Source organism: Pseudoalteromonas maricaloris (assembly GCF_024746855.1).
Taxonomy (GTDB): Bacteria; Pseudomonadota; Gammaproteobacteria; order Enterobacterales; family Alteromonadaceae; genus Pseudoalteromonas; species Pseudoalteromonas maricaloris.
The window spans coordinates 229188-254622 of the sequence record NZ_CP024626.1 but is presented as its reverse complement, the minus strand read 5'-3'; the positions used below and the strand labels follow the sequence as shown (position 1 = coordinate 254622).

Below are 25435 nucleotides of genomic sequence, written 5' to 3'. Positions count from 1 at the left end.
TTAATTAGACAGTGTTTATATTTCTACTATAGTTTGTTTTGTGAGATAACGCAGGTGGCAAATGTGAGCAAGTATTTTAAAATAATCTCCCTAACCCTTTTTTCCCTAGTCTGCTTGAGTGGTTTTTACCTCGAAATCAACGAGTTTAATAAAAATCGTGTGGTTCACCAGAGTCTGACTTTATACTACAACAACCTTTCCGCCCTAGATAAAGCGATTGAAGTGATCTTTAGTCTGCAACGTGAACGCGGCATGTCCACGGGATTTAAGTCCGAGGAAGAACACGACGCGCGGCTACTTGCATATTATCAGGAAACGGACGAAAAAATAATAAGACTCACAGCTGAAAAACTCACGAGCATTAATAACTTCGATCAGTTTCAATTGACCATAAAAGACGATATACAAACACTGAGAAAGCTCAATAGACAAGCAAATATCAATCACGAGCAACTATTTCTTCGCTACACAATTTTGATAAATCACTTAATCGATACAGTCCGAAACATACAAACTGAGCAGTCCTTCATCCATAACTTTGGTAGCAACGAGGACAAAACACAGTATCAGAATATTCACACACTTATCAGAGCGATAGAGTTAGGGGGCAGACTCAGAGCTAAGATCAGCCGATACCTAACGGCAGATGAAGAGGCCACTAGATTAAGTGCAATGAGAAGCGCGCTACAATACTACGCCACTCATGTCACACTGATGGACAGCCTCAAAGATAATCAAAATACCGTACAGCTATACAATGCTGCTACGGCGTCTAGAGAGTATGACTATGTCACCTCAGCCCTAAACCGCTTTAGCCGTGGAGCTGAAGCCAACTTACCACACTATGTGTGGTGGGATAACAGTACTGCCTATTTGAACCTGCTCGCTAGTGGTAGCTTGAATTTACTTAAATATATGAAGGACTCAGCTGCTGCATCTATACAAAAGTCACAAGAGCGAGCTCAAACCTCACTCATTATCTCTTTAACTATTGCACTGCTTTATATCATTTTAATTTGCCTATTGATTAAAGCGTTTACCGAATTAAAAATATATAAAACGGCACCGCTTAGAACACAAACTGCACAGCTCATTGTAATATTTTCGTCAGTACTTGCCGTGCTATTTGTGGAACATTTTGCAAGCCAAAAGCAGCTATTGTACCTCTCTGAAGTGCAAACTCTTAGGCAGCTAAACAACCACTCATTAGAGCGTATCAACCACCTTAAAACGCTATGGTATAAGCCACATATAGAAAGCCTTAGATATGCCAGTATTGGTACCAATGCCAATCTCACTAAACCATCTCAGTTGCAAACGCTAGACGTTAATAAGCTTAATAACACTCCGTATATAGACAAAAGCCAGATCGCGTCGTTTTATTCTCAATATCAAGAAAGTTTGCACCGTGGAGGGGTAGTTACACAAATCATAAGGGGTAATGATGGTCACCGTATATTGATTATGACGGGTCTTGGGCTATCCGATAAGGGGCTGACGCAAACACTGTATTGGTACGAAGCTCAACTAGATGTGTTACTTGGCAGCCTAGAACTCAGCCTTGATACTCGCCTAGAAAACGCATCAGGTTACTACACTAAGCAGGAAGTCGAAGCGATTAAAATTAGCGGCACACATACTCCATTAAGCCAATTACTGCTTACTAATAATCTTGACCAAACCGACTTTCTAAGTGCAAAAATCTGGGATCAGGAGCTTCAAGTGGGTACCTATGCCTATTCACGTGAAGCATTTAATCAAGATCTCTTCTACACTATAGAAATTAAGTTTATCTGGCAGGTATTGTCATTAGTTGCATTTTGCTTATTTGGTTTAGCAATTAGCTATCGCGCCCAACAAAAAGCAAAATTAGACAAGCAAGCTGCAAAAGACGCTATCCAAAAGCGCCAAACTTTATTGAATTCATCTGAAAAGCTTGCCGCCATCGGCAGTTTTGAGGTGGCTGTTGGACAACAACTAGCACATACTTCTGAAGGCTTTAGGACGCTGTTTAACTTAACTCCCGAACTTGAGTACCATAATTTAAAACCAATTATAAAATTGCTCGATAGTGACAATAGGAAGAAGTTGCAATCAAACTTACGTTCCTTAACTCACGATCAATCTAGTGAACTTCAATTGACAATAAGAGACGAGTCTTCAACTAGATATCTAAATGTAATTCTCAATTTAAAATACTACTCAAGTGAAAATTCGCAGTTTGTTGTCGGGGTTGTAAAAGATGTAACGAATCAAGTTAATGAAAGCAATCGCCAAAAGAGAATACAAAAGGAACTCGTCGCTGCGAGAAAAGAGGCCCTAGAAAAAATGCATGAAGCTGACGTGGAAAGAATGTCAGCGCAGCATTTACTTAAAGTCCAAAAGTCGACAGAAAAGCTGCTTCAAGAAGCCATTGATTCATTTCCAGCATTTATCCTGCTAATTGATGAAGACCAGCATATAGCTATGCTGAATCAGTTTAACGAACACATCAAAAGAACTGATCACAACGAATACCAATTCATGGGAAGCTCTCTCAACAAAGGCTCTGACGTTATAGCATTTATTACCCAGCTTCCAATGACAGACAATAGCGAATTACTGTCCATGTTAGAAGAGGCAAAAGACAAAGAACAATATCAAGCACTAACAACGTGCCAGTATGTCAGTGAAGATATCCTTCACTGGTTCAACGTGTTAGTGAAAAACATCACCACAGATTCAGGGAAATACACTCTCATCTACCAGAATGATATCACTAAAAGTATCAACTTTTCTGCAGAGCTTGAGCAAGCTCGCATAAAAGCAGAGCAAGCAAGTGAAGCAAAGTCTCGTTTCCTAGCAACAATGAGCCACGAGATAAGAACGCCGATGAACGGCGTGGTAGGCATGCTGGATATTCTTGCCCAATCTAACCTTGATCATGAGCAATCTCACCTCACCAAAGTCGCAAAAAGTTCAGCATTGGTGCTACTTCGAATAATTAACGACATATTAGACTTTTCAAAAATCGAAGCTGGAAAAATGCAACTTGAATCCACACCATTTAGCTGGCAAGAAATTATTAAAGAACTCGCGGAGCTACTTGCATATCAAGCGGACTCTAAAAAGCTCAAGCTTGCCTTTTATCTTTCGCCACAGTTACCGAATTGGCAATTAGGGGATCCGGTTAGACTGCGCCAAATTTTATTAAATCTAATCGGTAACGCGTTAAAATTCACCAAAACTACCGCCACAGCCTCCGGTTTTGTAGAAGTGACTATTGGGCGCTCTCCCGATGATGGTTATATGGAAATTAGCGTGAAAGACAATGGTAAAGGTATGTCCGAAGAACAAGTAGAAAACCTTTTTAAGCCATTTGTTCAAGCAGATAGCAGTATTCAACGCCAATATGGCGGTACCGGACTGGGCCTTTCCATTACCCACAAACTTGTTGCCATGATGGAGGGGGAAATTGACTGTAGAAGCCTAGAGGGTTTTGGCAGCAACTTTATTGTTACTCTGCCATACTGTGAAGTGCCAAAACAAACCAGCGCTATTAGCTTAACCTTAGACAGACTAAAAATTGCCGTAGTGGGCGACGAGGACAAATTTGAAAAAGACCTGCAAAATCAACTTCGCATCTATGAAGCCCAATGTGAAATATTCCCTCGAGAACTGTTTAATGCGCAACTAATTGATAGTCAACAATTTGATTATCTCGTTATCACTGCAGAGGCCTTCCAACAACTCACTACAGAAGGAAAAGAAGTTTTCATCGCGGAAAGCGAGTGCAAGTATATTTTGCTAGACAATAATCAGGATAAGCTTCCGCATGCAAATAATATCAACGTCTCAAACCTCGCGCTATATCCTTATTACGCTTATAAAGTCGTTTCACACATCGCTACCTTAGAAGGGCTAATCGACAGTGAATCAACAAATGACGACAGCGATACTAAATTTAAGACATTGCCTACAATTAGTGATGCCCAAGCACTTAACAAACTAATCTTAGTCGTTGAGGACAATGTTTATAATCAGGATTTATTCAAAAGACAGCTGGCACTGCTAGGCTATCAATGCATTATCGCCGACAATGGTAAAGTTGCCTTGCAACTACTCGAACAGTATCACTTTTCACTTATTATTTCGGATTGCCATATGCCAGTGATGGATGGCTATGAATTCACGAAACAGCGTCGCGAGCATGAACGTGAACGCAATCTAGAGCACATTCCTATCATTGCAGCAACGGCTAATGCGTTAGACGGTGAGAAAGATATTTGCTTTAACGCCGGGATGGACGATTACATTGCAAAGCCCATTGTCTTGCAAAAATTAAACAAAAAGCTAAAAAAATGGTTTTCAAGCAACATTCCAACAAACAGCCAAGAAGCGGAGAATACTCCCTCACTGATGGAGGAACTAGATGCGCCAACCAGACATATCGATTTGGTGATACTCAGTGAATATGTAGGTACAGATAAAGAGCTACAGAGTATTTTCTTAAGAAGCTTTGTTGACGACACAAAAAAACTGTTACAAGGGGTAGACCTAGAACATCCTGAAAGTGTCAAGAATATTGCACATCAAGGGAAAACCTCGGCAAAAGCAGTCGGCGCAACACAACTCTCTGAAAAAATGGCAGAACTTGAGCATGCTGCAAGTGAGGGTAAGCAGATAAAAATTGAAAATTTATTGAATCAATGTTTGATGCTTTTTGATAATGCACAAGCTGAAATCGCTTCTATACTTAATGTGGAAGATCTAACTTAACACGTGCTAAAAATTCAGGTCTAGTATGTATGATAAATGAAAAGCACCTTATTATTGCGATTGATGATAGCGAGCTTATTCTTACGCAATTGCAATTGTTGATTTCTAACCAGACACCATGCACTTTTAAAGGGTTTAATAGCGGCCTATCTGCATTAGAAAGTCAAGAGCTCCATCAAGCTTCCCTTATTTTGCTTGATATCAACATGCCGCAAATGGATGGTGTAGAGATATTGCGGAAATTTGCCGAACTAAGCATCCAAGCACCTATCGCATTACTAAGTGGCGAAAAAGGCCTATTTATCAAAAATACCGCTGCGCTGGCTGAGCTTCATGGCCTCACCATTATATCTAGTTTAGAAAAGCCACTCTCTGCAACCAAACTTAAAGAACTTTACAGTCAGCTCCAGTCTCAAAATACATCCACCAAGTCCCAACACGCACTACAAAACTATAGTAAAGATGAGATCTATGAGGGGTTATTGCGAGAAGAGTTTTGTGCTTATTTCCAACCAAAAGTCGCAAGTCCATCCGGTGCAATTATTGGCGCAGAAGTACTTGCGAGATGGCATCATAATACCGATGGCACTGTGCCACCTTCACAGTTTATCGCGACAATGGAAGAGCATAATCTTATTCATTTGCTTTCATATAGTTTATTAAAACAGACTTTGTCCTTGCTTAGCTATAATCGAGATATTCTTAAATCGCTTCAATTCAGTATTAATTTGAGCGTTAAAGAGCTTGAAGATATAAAACTCCCAGAAAAACTCGAGTCCATTTGCGAAGAGTATTGCACACCCACCTCTCAAATCACTTTAGAGTTAACTGAAAGTCACTTGTTAGATAACATCAAGCGCGCGCTTGATGTGTTGCTGCGTTTAAAACTTAAAGGCTTTAAGCTGTCTATTGACGACTTTGGTACTGGATATTCTTCTATTAAGCAACTTAACGAGCTGCCGTTTGATGAACTCAAAATCGATAGATGCTTCGTTGATGGCTGTTCAACGCAACCCAACAAACGCGTCATTATCGCGAGCACCTGTGAGATGGCTCACCAACTTGGACTAGAAGTCGTCGCTGAGGGTGTCGAAGAGGTTGAGGACCTTGTCGTTGTACAGAGCTACGAAGTAGAATCGGTTCAAGGCTACTATTACTACCCACCTTGTACGCCATCGGAGTTTTTGCAAACTGTCTCAGAATCCGCATTGCAAAAGTCTCATTCTAGTAAATAATTAAAACTAATGGGCTTTGTTGTACTCTCATAGCCAGAGGGAATCTATGCATAAAAAAGACGTTGAACACGCACAACGACATCCAAAAGTGATTATTATTTGCGACGATCCAGCTGAAATGACTGGCGTTGTCGATATTGTCGCTTCTCAAGTCAATGAATACCGTACTCTCACTAGTCATAAAGAAGTAGCTGAAGTGCTAACTGAGTCTCCACCAGATGTCATCGTTATTGCTCGAAAAACGGTCGCGAAAAGTGTCGAAATCTATAGCTTGCTCGCCAAGCACGGCTTACTTAACTATGCTCATGAGAATATTTTACTGTGTGAAAATAAAGAATCAGGCGTGGCCTTTCGGTGTTGTATGAAAGGTATTTTTACCGATTACTTTGTCTACAAACCTATGTATGAGAACTACCGATTTCGTATGATCCTACATAATGCCTTAGTTCGCACAGAAGGCACATCTGAAGTTGCCAAAATCAGAGAGGAACATTTTGGTCGCATAGATGACAAACTAAAGCAATTGATTGATGATGCAGCCTTGTACCATCAAAAAGCGGATGAGACGCTACAAACGGTAAGACGTAATCTCGACAATGAAAAAGGGATTAATAAAGTTCAAGATGACTTACTAAATGAACTAAAACAAAAACATTTATCACCACTTTTGGATGAATTAGAACATCAGCTTGCCGAGAGTGTTCATGAATTAACGAAGCGATTAAAAGACAAACAATTCTCTATCGCTGAGCTTACTGCATTGCTGAGCGAAAAAGACAACTCTAAGTGCGCGCAATTAGCGCAAAATGTATTGCCAGTAGGTGATACGGGTGAAGTCGATGTCAGCGAACCACAAGCACTTGAAACCAAGCAAGAAGAAGTAAAAATAATGGTGGTGGAAGACAACGAAATTTATCGAGAAATGATAGCCAAGATCCTACGTGATGAAGGATACAAAGTAGAAAGTGTCACCAGTGGGTTGAGCGCAATTAAAAAGTTGCGAAAGCACAGGTTTTCTATGGTGTTTATGGATTTATTTATGCCAGAGCTTGATGGTTACAATGCAACCAAAAACATTCGCAATATTCCACATTGCAAAAAGCTTCCTATCATTGCGCTAACTAGCAATAAAAACAAAGATATAATCAGAAAGTGGGCGTCTTTGGGGCTCACAGGGTACATCACCAAACCGTCTACCAAATCATCTATTTTAAAAGCCGTGGAAAAAGCACTTACGGAAAACCAATAAGTTGCGTAAAGTACAAATCAGCAAACATTATCAAATCGAGTTCTGCCATGATAAGCCATATCAGCTCTGACGTAAGTTTCGGAGTTGTAATTGGCCGCATAAACCAACAACGAAGTGAACGATGACTAGAAAAGCAACGACCCTGAGCCATTACACTACTCGCTTAAATACTGTTATTGATTACATCTATAACAATATTAATCGCGAACTTGATGTGATCACGCTTGCTGATCAATGCCATATGTCGACTTATCACTTTCACCGTGTTTATCGCTCAATCGCAGGGGAAACCATCAATGCAACCGTGAGAAGAATGCGACTACATGTTGCAGCAGGTATGTTAATTCGCACCCAAGACTCCATTGCAAAGGTGGCTGAGCAAACTGGCTACGCAAGTATTGAAGCGTTTAGCCGAGCATTTTCTCAACGATATAAGCAACCACCTAGCCTATTTCGCCAACATGAACAGGCTAAGGCAAAAGGCTGTGCGGCCGAGTTTTATATCATTAAGGTAGATGAGGATTCGAATATGTTTAATGTAGAAATAAGCAGTAATGAGCAAATGATGTTAATCGGGCTTGAGCACCATGGCGATTACATGCAAATCGGTCAAGCATTTGAGAAGTTAAACGTACTGGCGCAGCAACAAGGCTTATTAGGTGAAGATACGCGTTTCTTTGGTGTGTATTTTGACGACCCAAAAACCGTCGAGGAAAGCAAACTGAAATCAATAGCAACAATTTTAGTGCCAAAGACAACAGCATCTCTCCCAGAGGGGTTTTGTGAATTCGCCATTCCACCGGGCAAAACAGCTAGCTTACTTTACCAAGGTGACTATGCTTCTCTTGAAACGCCTTACGAGTATCTGTTTGGACAATGGTTACCTAACAGTGAGTTTGAACCTGCCGATGTGCCTGTTATCGAAGAGTACTTAAATGATGTCAGAGATACACCACCACACGAGCTTCTCACTCGTATCACTTGTTACATTAAATAACTACTTTTTATCCTGTTCAGGGGTTAACTGATCTAAACGTGACTAAGCATCGACTGCTTAGAAAGAAAAAGGAGGGACTTCCCTCCTTCTTCTTTGTGAACCAATTAGAACCTATAGTTAAAGCTCAACTTAGCATTACGCTCGTTGCCAGGCGTACCGCCTAAAAACAATGCTTTGCTGTAATAGCGCTCATCAGTTAGGTTTTCAAGGTTGAGCTGAATATCGAACTGCTCAGCATCGAACTTAATTGCAGCATCCCAGCGGGTATAGCCATCAATGGTTGCCGTAGGCAGACCGAAAGAAACAGAGTTAATTGTTCGTTCACTCTCGTAGTTAATGCCAAGACTGTACTCTAGCGCCCCCTCAAACCAATCTACGGGTTGAGTATATTTAACCCACGTACTGGCAAACTTTTTCGGCACTCCTTTCATTTGGCCTGAGCGCTCATTCGAACGGATCTCAACAGCATCTTGATAGGTTGCGTTCATGTTCACACTGATTTGGTCGTTCAATGCTAAATTTAAGTCAAGTTCTACACCTTTTGACTCATCTTCATCATCGAAGAAATAGCGTGGAACACTCACATTGTAGTCTTCACCAGGCTGCTCGTTATACTCTGGGTTGTTATACATTAGGTTTGTGCGTTTAGTTTCAAACCACACTAATGACCCCAATAAATCTTCGTCAAACGCAGTAAAACGCACACCAATATCTAACGTTTCAGATTCCGAGTCAGGTCTGTTTTTACGGTTCGCATCAGCTTCATTTTCTAGGCTACCCAGTACACTGTATGCAGTACGACCCTTTGCCATATTTACAAAAGCAGAAAGCTGAGAAGTCACTTGATAATTCAAGCCAATATTATACGTCATACCAGCATCATCAGTGTCCAGCTCTTCACTCTCTTCAGGTGAGCGGTCAGTCCCTAAATGCTGATATTTTTGTTCAACGCTAGTATATGCAAGGCCAGCACGAGCAGTTAGTGCATCAGTGATATACACCACTTCTTGTGCACTAATGCCATACGCCGTAAGTGTTTTATCGTAGTTACTACGTAGCGATGGGTTATAATCCTCGAATTCGCCTGTCGGCCAGTTTGGCTCGCGAATATCTAAGATATATGGAATTGAGCCTTTGCCATCGGCATCATATGCAGACCAACTTTTTAAGCGCATATCACGATTTTCATAGTTAACGCTAACTAAGTGCTCACCGCTCAAAGAACCCATATCCCAAGTTAACTGTAAATCAGCAAAGTACTGCCAAGTTTTTTCGCTGGCAACTTGACGGCGATACTCTTGACGGCGAGCTGCATAAGGATATAGTACATCATCAATCACAAGCGGGGCTCTTGGGTTTGCATTGATCACACCATTGCGCTCCCAATAAACATAATTATAAGCACCTGTTTGGCGAACAAAATCCGAATCGTAACTACGCCATAAGATCTGCTGGGTTAGCTTTGAGCTGCGATTTAAGTACCAATCATGACGAAGCTTTATCCGTAACTCTTCACCTTCATTTGGACGAGATAAAGGAGAAATAAGATTCCCATCGCCAAGATTGAAAGGCTTTAAGCCATCGCCAATACGGATTGACTCAGCAAGTTGCGCGCGCTGTTCATCATTCAGTTGTACACCTAACCACTTACCTTTCTCAGCATCATATTGTGGGTCATTTGGCAAGCGATCAGCTGTAACCAGTCCTGGTTGCCCAGTAATGCTATCCCAGTTAATAATGCGTACAGGATCGCCAATTGAATCTACTTGTTGCGAATCATCAATATAAGCCGTTGAAAGTAAAAATGAGTGCTCGCTGCTTGGGTCGAAACGTAAGCTTGCATAGATCTCGTCTCTATTAGATTCTAGATCTCGATAGCCGTCGCTACGCTCATGGTTTGCAACAACACGGTAGGTAAGCTGGTCAGTAATTGCATCTGTAAAATCAACGCCCAAGCCATAAGTATTCCATGCACCCACTTTACCGTTAATTGAGAGCGCCTGTTCAAATTGAGGCTTTTTCTCGACTAAGTTGACTACACCACCTGCTGCACCAATACCATAAAGGCCAGTAGCAGGACCTTTTAACACTTCAATACTTTCGATGTTGGTTAAGGAGCGTGTTGGGTTAAAGCTGTTCCCTAAGTCAGCACCACCATACATACCATCATAGGTATAGTTTACGCCTAGACCACGAACCATTAGCGAATCACCAATACCGTAGTTATTACCTGCCTGAGATAAACCACTTACGTTGCGTAGTGCTTCTTGTAAAGTCGCTGCGCTTTGCGAATCTAGTAGCTCTTTGTCAACAACAACAACCGCTGCGGGGGTCTGCATAAGATCCATATTAGACTTAGTTGCAGTTCCAGATTGCAAAATAATTTTATTATGTTTGCCATAGACACTGATTTTTTCTATGTCTTCAGAAGCGAAAGCCGTTGTGCTTGCACCAAGTAAAGCCAACTTAACTGCAACGCATGAGGCGGAAAGAACAGAAGAGCGAGAGTATTGCATTTTTTAACTCCAAACTACGCAATTGGATCTTTCTGAAATAGCCACGAATACCTATTTCAGAAAATAATTTATCAGAGAGGGGGCGAAGTTTAGCAAAACAATAGTAATGATAACAACTATCATTTACATTTTAAATTTGTAATGTTTTTTGCAATACACGCAAAGATGATAATAAAGTGTAACGGATGGATATTTTTATTTAGCGAGAGTAATCTAACTTCGTTATTTCCTCGCTTCGCGGCTTACCCCATTTTGTAAACCGCATTAGATTAAAACAATCCTAGCAGCGTCGGATATAACTCATAACAGGTAAAGCTCACTTCAAGCCCAATCAAGACTAAAAGAAAACTGACCAGGTGCCCTACTTTTACTTTTGAACAAACATAAGCCCCTAACGGAGCACCAACGACTACAATCGGTATTGCCGCTAGCAAATAGCCGTTTATTTCACTGGTGATCGTATTGAGGTGCCACGCATTGATGCTACTTCCGATCAATGAGGTAAACGTCATCACCACGACAGAGGTTGCAGTCGCCTTTTTCACATCTGCATTATAAGCAATCACCAACAAGGCAAAGAGTGCAATATCTGCACCCGACCCTACTAATCCACTCGCGATACCTCCGATTAACGCTACGGCCATAAAGCGTAGCATTTTAGGCTGGATAAACTCACTGCTTGGTTGGTGATGTGCCTTACGCCACCATCTCAAAATCAGTGTTAGTGCAAAGCAGAGCAACAAAAAACTAAAAATAGACTTAACGAGCAGCCTTGGTGCCAGAGGCGCGATATACAATAGGCTGAGCGTTACACCAAGCGCAGCCATTGGCAACGCCATTAAAATAACGTTTTTATATACCGGAATACGGCGACAGAAAATAGTAATGGTCGCGGCCGTCATACCAAAGCTTTGTATCGCGAGAGAAAATACCTTGGCAGTAGCGGGGTCTATGTCTAATAATTTAGTCATCACAGGGAACGCAACGGCGCCACCACCTAATGCCGTTCCACCAGCCACAAACGATCCCAACGCCATGGTAAGCGCAATATGGGATTCACTGATAATTTGGCCAAGTGCCTGATAAAAGCCTTGTACCCAGATCAACGTAGCGTACACACCCAGTGTAAAAAATAACGGCCACATTGTCGGTTTTGTTATTCGTTGCAACATCATTCATCCATTACTCTAAGAGCCTTTCCTTACCATTACAGTTACCTTGCTCGCATTGCCTTTGAGCGAACGCAATTAAACATGATGAGCACATTTTTTTCAAATTAATTTTACATTAAACGTCACTCTATCTAGTCTGCAAGAAACACATCCTCAATAGTTGAAACGTACGCCTATCTCCCTTATTATAACTATAAATAATTACTTATTACTTTTTGTTATATCTGTAATTTGCTTATACCTAAAGGCTCAGTCATGACAGTAGAAACGGTGTTACCTCAAATATATCTAGATGCTAATGCAACAACCCCTGTATTAGAGCAAGCAGCAGACGCAGCATTGGTTACCATGAAAACCATGTTTGGCAACCCCAGCAGCAGCCATATTACAGGCCTTCAAGCGAAGCAACTGATGGAGCACACTCGCCAAAAAGCACGTGCTGTTTTAGGTTCTGGTCATGGTCGAGTGATCTTCACCAGCGGCGCAACCGAGGGCATCCAGACCGGCATACTATCAGCCCTTTGTGAAGCAAAAAAGAAGATACAGCCAAACAAAAAATATACGCTACTTTACGGGGCTACTGAACACAAAGCAGTGCCTGAATCACTCAAACATTGGAATCAAATTTTAGAAATTAATGCCGATGTCAAAGCCATCCCGGTTGATGGTGCAGGTAATCTGGATTTAGCGTTTATCGCCAGTGAAGTGCCTAATGCGCTAATGATTTGCACTATGGCTGTCAACAATGAAACCGGTGTATATCAAGACCTGAACAAATTAGAAGAAGTAATAAGAAAGCATAATTCAGATATTTTTTGGATGGTTGACTGTGTGCAAGCCCTGGGAAAACGCAGCTTAAACCTAGCAAGAACAACAATTGACTACGCACCTTTTAGCGGCCATAAGCTATATGCACCAAAAGGCATCGGTTTTGTTTATATTCGAGAAACCGCGCCGTTTACGCCATTTATTGCAGGAGGCGGTCAAGAGAGCGGTTTGCGCTCAGGAACAGAAAATTTGCCTGGCCTTGCCGCACTGAATGTGATTTTTGACGAACTGCTAAAAGAAAATGACAGCCAATTTGCAAGCGTAGATAAACTACACGATTTTCGAAATCAGCTGGCGCAAACACTTAAAGATGCGTTCCCGACAATTGTATTTAATAATCAATTCAGTAATAGCGTTCCAACTACACTAAACTTTGCAATTCCGGGATTTAGCTCAAAAGAAATCATGGATTTGTTCGACGCAGCAAACATCCGTGTCAGCTCGGGTTCAGCGTGCAGTTCAAAGGTAACGCGCAGTTTTGTGCTAGATGCCATGGGACTCCCTGCATGGCAAAGCGAATCGGCTATTCGACTGTCTTTTGGCCCTGCCACAACCCAAACTGAAATAGACGCGGCGTGTGAGCGCATTCTCCATTGTGCTCAGGCACTCGGTCACAGCTGTCTCATGCAAGCGGCGAATGGCGTTAACAATAAAGAAGCACTTGACGGCCTAGTACAATTTAAAGTGGGTGGTGCATGCTGTTGGCTGTTTGCAGATAAGCAGTCAAAAACGGCGATTATTATCGATCCACTTCCTGAGCTGGTAGAACGTCTTAATACGATACTGGAATGCCAGCAGCTGACACTGCTCGCCGCACTTGATACTCATGGGCACGCCGATCACGAATCGAGTCGAACCGCACTGAATTTACCAAAGCAAGCATGTGACCATTTAGGCTGGCCTACTCAAGCTACACACATTGAATTTAAAGGCCAGTCACTTGAAGCGCTAGTTATTGGTCACTACCGCCTTGCCAAACTAGCCACCCCTGGACATACGGAAGATAGCCTCACCTTTATGCTATTGGAGCAACAGCAAGGTGAGTACACCATTAGATACGTTTTTTGTGGTGACCTAATCCTGATGGGAGCACTTGGTAGGACCAACTTCTCCACCAGCTCATCACAAGCGATGCTACACAGTATTCAGCTACTTGCTCAACTTATCGAAACCGATACTTTGTTATGTCCAAGCCACGACTACAACAATGAGTTTGCAACTACCCTAGCGGCAGAGTGTAATCGTAATTTGCTATTAAACAGTGTGCTTCAACATGACGTTGCAGTTGATGTATTTGTCGAGAAAAAGGCACAAATAGACAAAAACATTGTTGATGAGGCTGGCAGCGAGATCATGTGTGGCGCAACGGTTTGCAATAAAAACCAATTTGAACTGCACGAGTACACCACAAAAGAGCTCAATGCTCACATCGCTAACAACGAAGGTGTGCTGTTAATTGATATACGTGAACCGCATGAATATGCCCTAAACCACGACAGAGCATTTGATCAAAATGTGCCCCTCACCCGCCTTACTGACTTTATTTGCAAACATAGTCAAGACAAGTCGAAAGAGTTGGTGTTGGTGTGCCGAAGCGGCAGCCGTTCACAAGTTGCCGCACAAGCACTGGCGAGACTTGGCTTTCATAATATCGGACATTTAAAAGGAGGATATGCACTCATCCCATCAGCATAACCTGTCCTATTTCCTTTCTAAAGCCCCTACAGCACTTGCTATGGGGCTTTTTTGATCTCACTTTTTATCACTACCGTATGAATACTAAAAATGACGAATACCAATTCGCTTATTTAAGTGATCATTTTGAGGCGAGAAAATCTTGTCGATAACCCCGCTACCGCGTCCTGCTATCGCCAAGGTACCTACATCCGTGTAGGCAAGACGAAAATTTTGCTATTTAACCTGAGGTTTGGATAAGGAATGTTCCAACTCATTGTTGCTAAAGAATAACTTAGTTTTTTCCTTGTCTAGCCAGAGAGTTTTAGGGAAAACACCGCTTCCGCGTCCTGCTCTCGCTAAGGTACCTACATCCTGTAGGCAAGGTGAATTTACGCACCAATAGCTGGCTATTGGAAGTGAATTCAACGCAGTTAGCGCTAAAACTGGCTGCTAGAAAGGCATTAATTATCCGCAGCTCAGGTTATTTAGTTGTTCTAAATGAGAAATTTTTAACGCAGTTAGCGTCAGATTTGCTCCTTCAAATTGAGCAAGTATTAAGACTAATTGGTATAAACCTCAAATGGCTCATAAGAAAGTAAACCTACCTTATAAAGTATGCCCTATTTGCAAACGCCCGTTTTATTGGCGGAAAAAATGGCAAAGAGATTGGGAAAACGTTAAATACTGCTCAAAGCGCTGCGCAGCTGAGCACCGCCCAGATATAAGGCACAACAATACGTAGTCTAGAATAAAGCTTTGTAATATTTGCAAATTACAGAACAATAATATTGATAATCACTCTCATCTACAATATCATTTGCGCAAACTTAGATCATAGGGATTAATCATGCGCTCATTTAAATACAAATATCCAAGCCTTATAGCCAGTGTTGCATTGGCGTTGTCTTGCTCCGCAATTGCACAAGAGCAAACAAAACAAGATAAAGACGACATTGAAATCATCGAAGTTAGCCCAAGAGGTCTGATTTCATACGTTAGCGCTACAGCATCAAAAACAGCAGTTCCTATCGTCAAAACGCCTGTTTCAGTTTCAGTCTTAACAGCGCAACGTATTTCTGATTTAGGCGCAGAAACACTGCAAGATGCGATTGGGTATGTTGCAGGTGTTTATAATGGGCCATATGGTGTTGATACTCGAGGCGATTGGTCTAAAATTCGTGGCGTCGACCCCTTACTCTACGTTGACGGCCTGCAAAAGCTTTTTGGCAATTACAACAATACCCGTACGAACCCTTATGCGCTTGAAAGCGTAGAGATCTTAAAAGGCCCTTCATCAGTACTTTACGGACAGGGGTCTACAGGTGGTATCGTCAACGCAGTATCAAAATTGCCAAAAGCAGACACTGAAGGTGAGATCTGGGCACAAGTGGGCAACTACGACCGTAAGCAACTAGCACTTGATTACAACACCACATTTGGTGAGCAGCAAGAGTATCAGGCACGTGCTGTTGCCATGTATCGAGACAGCGGCACGCAGACCGATTATGTTGATGACAACACCCTGATGCTTGCACCAAGCTTTAGCTGGCTTGCTTCAGATGAAACTAAAATTACCTTGCTTGCCAATCTTCAGAGAAATGAATCAGGCTCTTCAACGCAATTCTTCCCGCATGAAGGCACTATTCTACCTGCACAATATGGCCAAATTCCCAGTGAACGTTTCGTCAGCGAGCCAGGTTGGGATAAATATGATACTGAGCAACAAGCGATCACCGCTATCGTTGAGCACAGCTTTGATTTAGACACACATATAAAGTTCTCCGGTCGCTACAGCGATAGTTCATCCGAGTACCGTACCATTTATTCTTGGCCACCAAAATTTGAAGCCGACAAACGCACTGTTAAGCGTATCGCCAGCCTCACCGATTCAAGTGCACGTAGTGTGACGATGGATCTTCAATTCCATAAATATTTGGAACTAGATACGGTGAGATTAACTATGGTTTCGGGTGTTGACTACCAAAATGCGGATACGGATTCTGATCGCGGCCGCGGCGTTGCTGCACCACTAGACTTATATAACCCAGTGTATGGACAAAGCACTGAGTTACCAACAGCGGTTGTCGATAACCCCGAGAATACGCTCAACAACAAGCAGCTTGGTGCTTATGCGCAAGTTACTGCGGAAGTAAACAGCTGGGTACTCAATGCGGCACTTCGCTATGATGACGTTTCAAATCAGGTGCAAACGGTAGGTGCAATCAAAAATAGTCAGAATGCCACAACAGGTAGGATCGGTGTGCTTTACCAATTTGAGAATGGCATAGCACCCTATGCTAGCTATTCTGAATCATTTAAGGCTGTATTTGGACAAAAACCACAAGGTGGCGCATATAAACCGCTTGAGGGCGAGCAAGTTGAACTTGGCTTGAAATATCAGCCAACGGGTACTGAACACCTTATCACTGCTTCTATATTTGAAATTAAAGACAAAAATCAAATACGAAAAGTTTCCCCTGAGTTTGAAGTACAAGACGGTGAAATTGCAGTAAAAGGATTAGAGCTTGAAGCCCAGCTTGAATGGCAGCACCTTGATATCTATGCCGCTTACTCTTACTTGGAAACAGAGCAAGACGTTTCTCCGCTATCATCCACAGAACTCTATGTAGCACAGGACTTGGTCACGTTAATCACAGATGATACTCAGCTCTCAGCAACACCAAAGCACTTAGCTTCAATTTGGGCAACGTACCGCGCAGATGAATGGCTTCCTGGGCTTAAGTTTGGTGCCGGTATCAGACATGTGGGAGAAACTTATGATGGCAGTCGTACAGTTGAACTAAACGGACAAACACTGCACCAGCAATTAGTGACCGACAACTTTACGCTTGTTGATATGATGATTGGCTATGACATTGAACAATATCAATTCAGTTTACAAGTCGATAATGTCAGCGATAAAACGGTGATTACCAGCTGCTTGTTCCGTGGAGACTGTTTTTACGGACAGCGTAGAACCATCAGCGCCAACGTAAAATACAAGTTTTAACGATTAAATTATAAGAACTAAATCGCCCTAGAACCGAGACCAATGGTAATAGGGCGATGACTTAAAACTGATAGCTAAAAATTAAACTGCCATCAGCACGCTCAACGTTATGTCTATCACTTTCACCATAACCTGCAACCAATTTAACCCGCCAACCTGGTTGATTGATACTGGTAAAATAGTAGCTATAACTTACACCGATACCATTTGTCGTTTCACTATCAAAGAGATCGATAAGCGGCTCGAAAATATCACATACAGTGCCCTCTTCTTTACATACTGGACCTGCATCTCTCGCCCCTAATGCGCCAAGCACCACACCTAAAGCATGTTTGTTGTTTTCAGATACCGCTTTTTCATAACCGACAGAAAACCCATCATCTAAACCGAGGAGATAATTCCCATACCATCGACTATTACTATCGGCTTGTGGAAGTGACAGTTCAATTTGACCAAAAAATGGATAGCCAGTACCAGCAGAAAAATCGACCGAATTGGCAACACTTGCGGTGCTGATTAGCAAAGCAGAAATACCAAAAGTGGTCTTTATCAACGAAGAGAACATTAAATTTTCCTTATATAACTTTCGCACAAAACTAGCAGCAATCGTTCCCAAATAGAACACACCAAATGTAAATAAGTGTAATACCTATCACATCAACAAATTAGTGAGTTCTGCTATTAGCTCATCCACATCGGCGCGATTCACTCCCATATGCGTCACAAATCGCATGCCTTGATATCCTGGAGTGATATTAATGCCCTTTGCCTTTAACTGCTTTGCTATCGTAAAAAGATCGATGCCGGCTTCCACTTCAGCGAAGATAATATTTGTCTGTACTAAGTGCTTGCATGGCTTAAACCCAGGCAGTTGCTCAAGTTTATCAGCTAAATATTGCGCGTTTTGATGATCTTCCTCTAGACGCTCTACATTATGTTGCAAAGCATAAAGACCAGCCGCCGCGAGCATGCCCGCCTGACGCATACCGCCACCAAGCATTTTTCTAAGCCTTCTCGCCTTTTCTATCAATGCTTTATCACCAAGCAATAAAGAGCCAATCGGCGCGCCAAGTCCTTTAGATAAGCAAATAGTAAATGAATCAAAGTGCTTTACGATTTCTGTGATATCAACCTTTAAGGCGACTGCAGCGTTATAGACTCTTGCACCGTCAAGATGGAGCTTTAAGCCACGCTCGTCACACAGTGCTCTGGCTTGTGCGATATATTCTAGACTTAATACCTTGCCACCAATAGTGTTTTCTAAACTAAGCAGCTTAGTTCTCGCAAAATGAAAATCGTCAGGTTTAATCGCTTGCTTAATTCTTTCTAAGCAAATACTGCCATCGGCCTCGTTTTCCAATGGTTGCGGCTGAATAGAGCCAAGCACAGCCGCTCCACCCGCCTCAAATTTATAATTATGCGCCTGTTGGCCACAAAGATATTCATCCCCTCTTTCACAATGGCTCATCAGTGCAAGCAGGTTTGCTTGCGTGCCTGAGCTGGTAAACAGCGCAGCTTCAAAACCATGACGCTCAGCGGCAAACTGTTCAAGTGCATTCACTGTCGGATCATCACCATAAACATCGTCACCAAGCGGCGCGTCAAACATGCTTTGTTTCATGGCGGGGGTCGGTTGCGTAACCGTATCAGATCTAAAATCCATCAATCTTATCCTTGTCAAAAGAGGAGCGCACAGCATAACTGAAAAACGCGCATTGAAGTATAAAACAAGATGAAAAAGGGAGTTGTTCACTCCCTTCAAGATCCGTTACTTTTGCAGTGTTTACTGCAACCCGGGCCAAGTGCCATTATCAATGGCTTTAGGATAACCCGCATCCACTTTGTCAAAAGTAATGCTATATCTTAGATAGCGACCATCAGTTAAGAAGAAATAAGCACGCGTGTCGTTCCACTTTAATGCTGCACTTATCTTTGTCGCGTAAGCACCAAGTCCCGGCCAAGTATTATCGTTGATAGCTTTGGGATACCCACTGTCCACTCGGTCATCTCCCAAGTCATAGCGTAAGTATTGACCATCATCTAGGAAGAAATACACCTTATCGGACGTCCAACGAAGGGTTGCTGTTATTTTATTTGCGTAGGCAGCAAGCCCCGGCCAAGTATTGTTATCAATTGCTTTAGGGTAACCTGCTCGTACCTTATCGCTCTGTATGTCATAGCTCAGGTATTGACCATCCGATAGGAAATAGTACACCGTACCACTGTCTTTATAAAAACTCGCACGAATTTGTTCTGCATAATCGCCAAGTCCTGGCCAGTTACCATTAGTCACCGATACCGGATAACCATCATCCGTTTTATCTAACACCGTATCGTAACGCCAGTAGCGCGCATCTTCAGAGAAAAAGTAGCTTTTAGTATTATGCCACTGATGCGCCGCATTGAGTTTCAGCTCGGTAACTCGATAACCAACATGCACACCCTGTTGCTCAAAGCTATAGTTATTGATGCCAGATACGGGCTGCGGATCTTGCCACTGGGCAACACCCGCAGGCAAAGTTTCAATTAGTTGATTATTTCGATAAACACGCGTTTGCGCATTCGCACCATTTAGCCACGTAAATAGTTTATTGGCATAATTGAGTTTACGAATTCCTAAGTCACCGTACATCGGCGTGCTTTCAAAACCCGCTTGCACATTTGTTTTAATACCCATGTAAGATAAAATGGTCGGTACAATCGCTGTTTGTGCTGGATAGCCATATAAACCAGAGAAGTCGGTATTAGCAGGATTAACATCTTTTGAGCTAAATTCTTTATTCAACACTTTGTTGGTGGCGATAAAGATGGTTTTTTCCGGCTCAGTTTGCTCACCATGATGACAACCAACAACCGGTGTACGGCCATGATCGGTCGTGACCATCACCAACCAGTTCTCACCGTTTTGCTCTCTTGCTTCAACCGCGTCGAGTAATTTACCCAGTCGCTTGTCCGCATCTTCTACCGATTTATTGTAGGCAGAACCAAAGCATAAGCTGTGGCCCACAGCGTCCGGTTCATCTAAATGTAAAAAGACAAAATCTGGTGAGCCGTTATTTAATGTAGCCAGCGCTTTATTTAAATTATCATCATCGCCGCCTCCCTCCGATCTTCTGTCCATCAAGGCGACATCGTCACTGAAGAATTGCGTATGAATAGGTCCCCAAGTACTAAAACTTGAGATATCGGCGTTAGCATCATGTTCTGCGATGTAACGATAAAGGCTGGGATAGGCTTTGTTTGCTAGGCCTGAGTCGTTGCTCGGCACTTGATGCTTATTCACCCAAACCCCAGTTAAAATTGTCGCCCAACCTGGGCCACTTTTGGTTTTTTGCTGTGTTTGTGTTTTTGCGATCCCGCCAGTGTAAGCTTGAGCTAGATATAGGCGATCAAAGTTCGGTGTATTATTTACACCTATTTTTTCGTATTGCAGGCCATCGATACCAATGAGCAATACTTTGTTTTCAAGTGCATCTGCACTTGCGGTAAATGAAAGTGCAAGTAATGCACTGCTAAGCACGGGTAATTTCATTATCTTTCCTTTAAATGTGAATTTCTGGACTAGTCCAAGGAAGATAATAAATCCCAAACATGAATAATCGTTTACAAAAAAATTACATAGAGAAATATTTTATCGCGGGTTTTGCTAACTAACCTGAGGTTTGGATAAGGAATGTTCCAACTCATTGTTGCTAAAGCACAACTTAGTTTTCTCCTTATCTAGCCAGAGAGTTTTAGGGAAAACAAGGCGAATTTACGCACCAATAGCTGGCTATTGGAAGTGAATTCAACGCAGTTAGCGCTAAAACTGGCTGCTAGAAAGGCATTAATTATCCGCAGCTCAGGTTAACTAGGTTTCGCTTCCAAACTTTCGCTTAGCTGCTCCAAGCTCTTACCTTTGGTTTCTTCCACAAACAAAAATACCAGCGCAAACGAAAGCAATGAAAACAGGCTGTACAATAAGAAGGTGGTGCTTGCACCTAAATATTCAAGCTCCCACGGAAACACTAGTTGTACAGTAAAGCTGGCGGCATTATTAATCACACCGACAACGGAAATCGCAACGGCTCGAATTGCATTTGGAAATATCTCCGAAAACATTACCCACATGACTGGCCCCAGCGACATCGCAAACGACGCAACAAAAAGAGAAATCCCAAGCAAAACCAGTTTTGCTGGCATATTAATGCTGTGTGCGAAAATCACCGACTTGTATTGCCGATACTCGTCTGCAGTTAAACGCTGCTTTATCGCGTCATTAAATGCAACGTCGGAGGTGAAAGTCTGGCCTAATATTGGCGCTAATGCATGCGCAGGAAAATCGGCTACTTCTTTCTTAATTTCAGCAATATGCGCTGTATTTAGCTGATAAGTTGCTTGCTTAAAGCCCCAGCTACACAGCGCCATACTAAAGCAAATGCCCGTTAATCCAATAAGTAACAATGGCCGCCGTCCGAGTTTATCTATGGTCAGTAGCGCAACGATGGTAAAAACTACATTGATAAGACCAATCCAAATCGCTTGCATAAATGCAGCATCAGTACCAATACCGCTTTGCTCAAAAATGGTCGGAGCATAAAAAAACACCACATTGATCCCGGTGACTTGCTGCGCGACGGCAAGCACAATGCCTACCAGCAAAGGAACACGAAGTCGCTTACTAAACAAACTGCCCATTTTGCGCGCAAGCGACAAACTACTCAGTTGCAGTTTCGGTAACGCGGCTTGAATAGCATCAAGTTGCTGTTGTGCATTGTTGCTACCAAACAATCGCGTTAATGTGCGTTTAGCCTCTAGCTGCTGATCTTTCATCAATAACCACCGAGGACTTCGTGGCAATAACAGTAACAACAAAATCCACGCCAGTGCTGGCAGCGCCTCAACACCAAGCATCCAACGCCATGTTTGAGTATCTATTTGCCAACCAGACACCCACATTGCTTCGCTATGACTGAGCTGAAGTAAGAAATAGTTAGTGAAATAGGAGATAAATAGGCCAACGACTATATTGAGCTGATTAACCGATACTAAACGCCCGCGCTGATCCGCTAAGCTGATCTCAGCAATATACATGGGCGCCACCATCAAAGAACAAAATGCCATTCCACCAATGAAACGCGCAATCACCAATGCTTCAAACGAAGTCGCAAAAGCCGAGCCAATCGCGGAGACAAAATACAAACACGCGGTCATCAGCAATGTTTGCTTACGGCCAATAGCATCAGCCACCGGCCCTGCAATAAGTGTTGCGACCAACCCTCCTAAGGTAGGCGCACTCACAACTATCCCTTGCTGCCATGGGGTGAGCTTAAAGGCCTCGCTGATAAAGCCAATTGCGCCCGAAATCACCGACGCATCAAAGCCAAAAATAAACCCGCCTAACGATACAATTAAGGTGTACTTCAATGCATTGGATATCGACAGGCTGGTCATCGCTTATTACTCTGCTTTTACGGCGATAGAATCGCGCAAGATTAAGGTTGGTGGGTAGAGATTTTCAACATCGGGTTGGTGCTTCTCTTTATACACATGCTTAAGTACCCAACGCGCGGCCGCATTGCCCATTTTACGAATAGGGTTATCTATGGTGGTGAGTTTTGGATAAAGATATTTGGTAAATAACACATCGTCAAAGCCTACAACGGAAAGCGCTGATGGGACATCAAGTCCAGCTTCTCTGGCCGCAGTCATCGCACCTGATGCCATCTCATCGTTTGCGCAAACCAAGGCACTAAACCGCTGCCCTGTTTGCATTAGATGCTTAAATCCCGCGATGCCATCGGTTTCATGATAGCCGCCTTCAAATGAGAGCTTAGGATCAAATGACACATGGTATTCAGCTAAGGCTTTTTGATGACCAGCCAAGCGCGCTTTGGCGTCAAGCTTAAATAGCGGTCCACTGATATACGCGATATCTCGGTGTCCGCGCTGCAATAGCGCCTCAGTCGCTAAGTATCCACCCAGTTCGTTGTCAGTATAAAAACAGCGCTCTGCCAACTCTGGAATGTGGCGGTTCACTAGCACCAGTTCTACATCTCGTCCCGCAAGCTCAATGAGATATTCATCACTGACTGCTTCTGCATGCACAATTAAGGCATCGCAGCGCCTATCCAATAAAAATTCGATGGCTTGTTGCTCTTTTTCTTCATCACTATGGCCCGCCGCAATAATGGCATGTTTACCCGCCGTTCTCAGCGTACTCTCTATGGTGCTCATCATGTCACCAAAGAAAGAACCGTGTAGCTCAGATACCATAAGCCCCACACTGTTACTGCGGTTAGAAGCTAAAGATTGTGCGATGGCGTTAGGTTTATAACCTAACTCTGACATTGCCGCGAGCACCTTCTCTTTGGTTTTGTCACTCACCTTTGCATTGCCATTCATCACCCGTGACACCGTGGCTAATGATACCCCAGCAGCTTTTGAGACTTCGTAAATCGTTGCCATACCTATTACTTTTATTCCATCAGTTGTATCTGCGCACTATACCAATTTTGGCTCAAAATGCGCATAGTTTTAGACACTTGATTTACGCTCTAGCAGCATCGTTTGGTAGGCTTTTGCACTCGCCTTTAAGGTTCTTTGCTGAGTATGATAATCAACGTGCACAATACCAAAGCGTTGCGTATACCCCTCTGCCCATTCGAAATTATCCATTAAACTCCATGCAAAGTAGCCACGAATATCAACGCCCTGCTCCATAGCTTGATTAACCGCGAGCAGATGAGATTGGAAGTACGCCAGCCTTTGCACGTCTAATATTTCGCCATTTTCCATTTTATCGTCAAAGGCTGCACCATTTTCTGTGATATAAAGTGGTGGCAACTGGTATTCAGCATGTAACTCCCGAAGCAATGCACAAAAAGAGTCTGGCACGACTTCCCAGCCCATTGTAGTGAGCGTTTTGGCACTAGGCTCAACTTGTTCATACCATCCATTACCATCAGATTGATAAATATTTCGGGTGTAGTAGTTCACGCCAAGATAATCAATGGGAGCAGCAATAATCTCTAAATCTCCAGCTAACATATCTGGTTGTACGTCTCTCGGGAGCTGGGCAAGTAAATCTGGGTACAGCCCTTCAAGGATAGGCTTGATATACCAGTGATTACAGTAATCATCCGCAATTTTTGCCGCTTCCACGTCACAATGCGCTGTAGACACAGGATCCGCATTGGCAAAATTCAACACGACTCCATGGAGGCTATTTGGGCAATGCGCTCTTAACACTTGCATCGCTAAACCATGGGCAAGAAGCAGGTGATGAGCTGCTTGTCGTCCCGCCGCTTGGGAGCGCAAGCCCGGTGCATGAATACCTAATTCATACCCCAAATGTGCACTACAAAATGGTTCATTTAACGTGGTGTACGCATACACTTTATCGCCAAGCGCTTTACATACCACCTCGGTATACCGTGCAAAAGCCACAGCCGTTTCTCGATTCAGCCATCCGCCCTTATCCTCAAGCGCTTGTGGTAAGTCCCAGTGATATAGCGTGACAAACACTTTTAAGCCTTTAACAACCAACGCATCGACCAATTGTTGGTAAAATGAAAGTCCAGCATCGTTAACCGTGCCATCATCATTCATTACTCTTGGCCAAGAAATAGAAAGGCGATAGGCGTCAACCCCTAAACTGGTTATGAGTTCAACATCTTGCTGCCATCTGGATACATGCTCACAGGCAATATCACCGTTACTACTATCCTTTATCGCGCCATCATGTTCACAAAACCTATCCCAAATAGACTCACAACGCCCACGCCGCTCACCTTCGATTTGAAATGACGAAGTCGCAACGCCGAAAATATAGTCTGCCTTCAACATGGCCGAGTGTGTTGGCAGGATAATTTTATTCATGGTTAATCGTTCCAAGTTATGTGTTCACGCCAAGGTACGAGCGTGTTGTGTTAGTCACAGTGCAAGGCAAAAACATTTTTTATTTGAATTCGTGTTCGCTTTCTGCAATCATCATTAAAAAATGTAAGCGCTT

The 25435-nt window shown here is 42.8% G+C and carries 15 protein-coding genes; 7 read left to right on the top strand and 8 right to left on the bottom strand.

Annotated elements, in window-relative coordinates:
• Positions 1-63 precede the first annotated feature (63 nt).
• The 4 genes from CTT31_RS18955 to CTT31_RS18940 all read left to right on the top strand — a co-directional run bounded on the left by CTT31_RS18955 (position 64) and on the right by CTT31_RS18940 (position 8239).
• The gene (locus CTT31_RS18955) at positions 64-4758 is read left to right on the top strand and encodes an ATP-binding protein (protein ID WP_211857351.1); all 4695 of its coding nucleotides are present in this window, start codon (positions 64-66) and stop codon (positions 4756-4758) included.
• Positions 4759-4787: 29 nt separating this feature from the next.
• Positions 4788-5993, top strand: coding sequence for an EAL domain-containing response regulator (locus CTT31_RS18950; protein WP_130165311.1), 1206 nt, complete (start codon positions 4788-4790; stop codon positions 5991-5993).
• A 46-nt stretch (positions 5994-6039) separates the two neighbouring features.
• A complete protein-coding gene (locus CTT31_RS18945) occupies positions 6040-7242 on the top strand; it encodes a response regulator (RefSeq protein ID WP_211857353.1) in 1203 nt (400 codons plus the stop codon).
• Between the two features lie 121 nt (positions 7243-7363).
• Complete coding sequence (locus tag CTT31_RS18940) at positions 7364-8239, top strand: AraC family transcriptional regulator (RefSeq protein ID WP_260492784.1); 876 nt, start codon at positions 7364-7366, stop codon at positions 8237-8239.
• Positions 8240-8343: 104 nt separating this feature from the next.
• Here CTT31_RS18940 and CTT31_RS18935 read toward each other — a convergent pair whose 3' ends face one another.
• Entirely contained in the window at positions 8344-10755 is a 2412-nt protein-coding gene (locus CTT31_RS18935; protein WP_260492783.1) for a TonB-dependent receptor, read from the bottom strand.
• A gap of 269 nt (positions 10756-11024) precedes the next feature.
• Positions 11025-11927, bottom strand: a complete 903-nt coding sequence (locus tag CTT31_RS18930) for a sulfite exporter TauE/SafE family protein (protein ID WP_130165337.1) — start codon at positions 11925-11927, stop codon at positions 11025-11027.
• A gap of 255 nt (positions 11928-12182) precedes the next feature.
• Between CTT31_RS18930 and CTT31_RS18925 the strand changes: the two genes are divergently transcribed.
• The 3 genes from CTT31_RS18925 (at position 12183) to CTT31_RS18915 (ending at position 17442) form a co-directional block, all read left to right on the top strand.
• Positions 12183-14450: an aminotransferase class V-fold PLP-dependent enzyme gene (locus CTT31_RS18925; RefSeq protein WP_260492782.1), complete on the top strand. Its 2268-nt coding sequence runs from the start codon at positions 12183-12185 to the stop codon at positions 14448-14450.
• A 562-nt stretch (positions 14451-15012) separates the two neighbouring features.
• Positions 15013-15174, top strand: a complete 162-nt coding sequence (locus CTT31_RS18920; RefSeq protein ID WP_084204152.1) for a DUF2256 domain-containing protein — start codon at positions 15013-15015, stop codon at positions 15172-15174.
• Positions 15175-15279: 105 nt separating this feature from the next.
• A complete protein-coding gene (locus CTT31_RS18915) occupies positions 15280-17442 on the top strand; it encodes a TonB-dependent siderophore receptor (RefSeq protein WP_260492781.1) in 2163 nt (720 codons plus the stop codon).
• 61 nt (positions 17443-17503) lie between these two features.
• On the opposite strand, the gene CTT31_RS18910 is transcribed toward CTT31_RS18915, so the two are convergent.
• The 6 genes from CTT31_RS18910 to CTT31_RS18885 all read right to left on the bottom strand — a co-directional run bounded on the left by CTT31_RS18910 (position 17504) and on the right by CTT31_RS18885 (position 25302).
• Positions 17504-18007, bottom strand: coding sequence for a hypothetical protein (locus CTT31_RS18910; RefSeq protein WP_260492780.1), 504 nt, complete (start codon positions 18005-18007; stop codon positions 17504-17506).
• An 87-nt stretch (positions 18008-18094) separates the two neighbouring features.
• A complete protein-coding gene (gene ltaE / locus CTT31_RS18905) occupies positions 18095-19105 on the bottom strand; it encodes a low-specificity L-threonine aldolase (protein WP_260492779.1) in 1011 nt (336 codons plus the stop codon).
• 120 nt (positions 19106-19225) lie between these two features.
• The gene (locus CTT31_RS18900; protein ID WP_260492778.1) at positions 19226-20974 is read right to left on the bottom strand and encodes a hemopexin repeat-containing protein; all 1749 of its coding nucleotides are present in this window, start codon (positions 20972-20974) and stop codon (positions 19226-19228) included.
• Between the two features lie 314 nt (positions 20975-21288).
• Entirely contained in the window at positions 21289-22875 is a 1587-nt protein-coding gene (locus tag CTT31_RS18895) for a sugar porter family MFS transporter (RefSeq protein WP_260492777.1), read from the bottom strand.
• A 6-nt stretch (positions 22876-22881) separates the two neighbouring features.
• On the bottom strand, positions 22882-23889 hold the full coding sequence (locus tag CTT31_RS18890; protein ID WP_211857364.1) for a LacI family DNA-binding transcriptional regulator: 1008 nt from the start codon (positions 23887-23889) through the stop codon (positions 22882-22884).
• A gap of 69 nt (positions 23890-23958) precedes the next feature.
• Entirely contained in the window at positions 23959-25302 is a 1344-nt protein-coding gene (locus CTT31_RS18885; RefSeq protein WP_260492776.1) for a GH1 family beta-glucosidase, read from the bottom strand.
• Between the last annotated feature and the right edge of the window lie 133 nt (positions 25303-25435).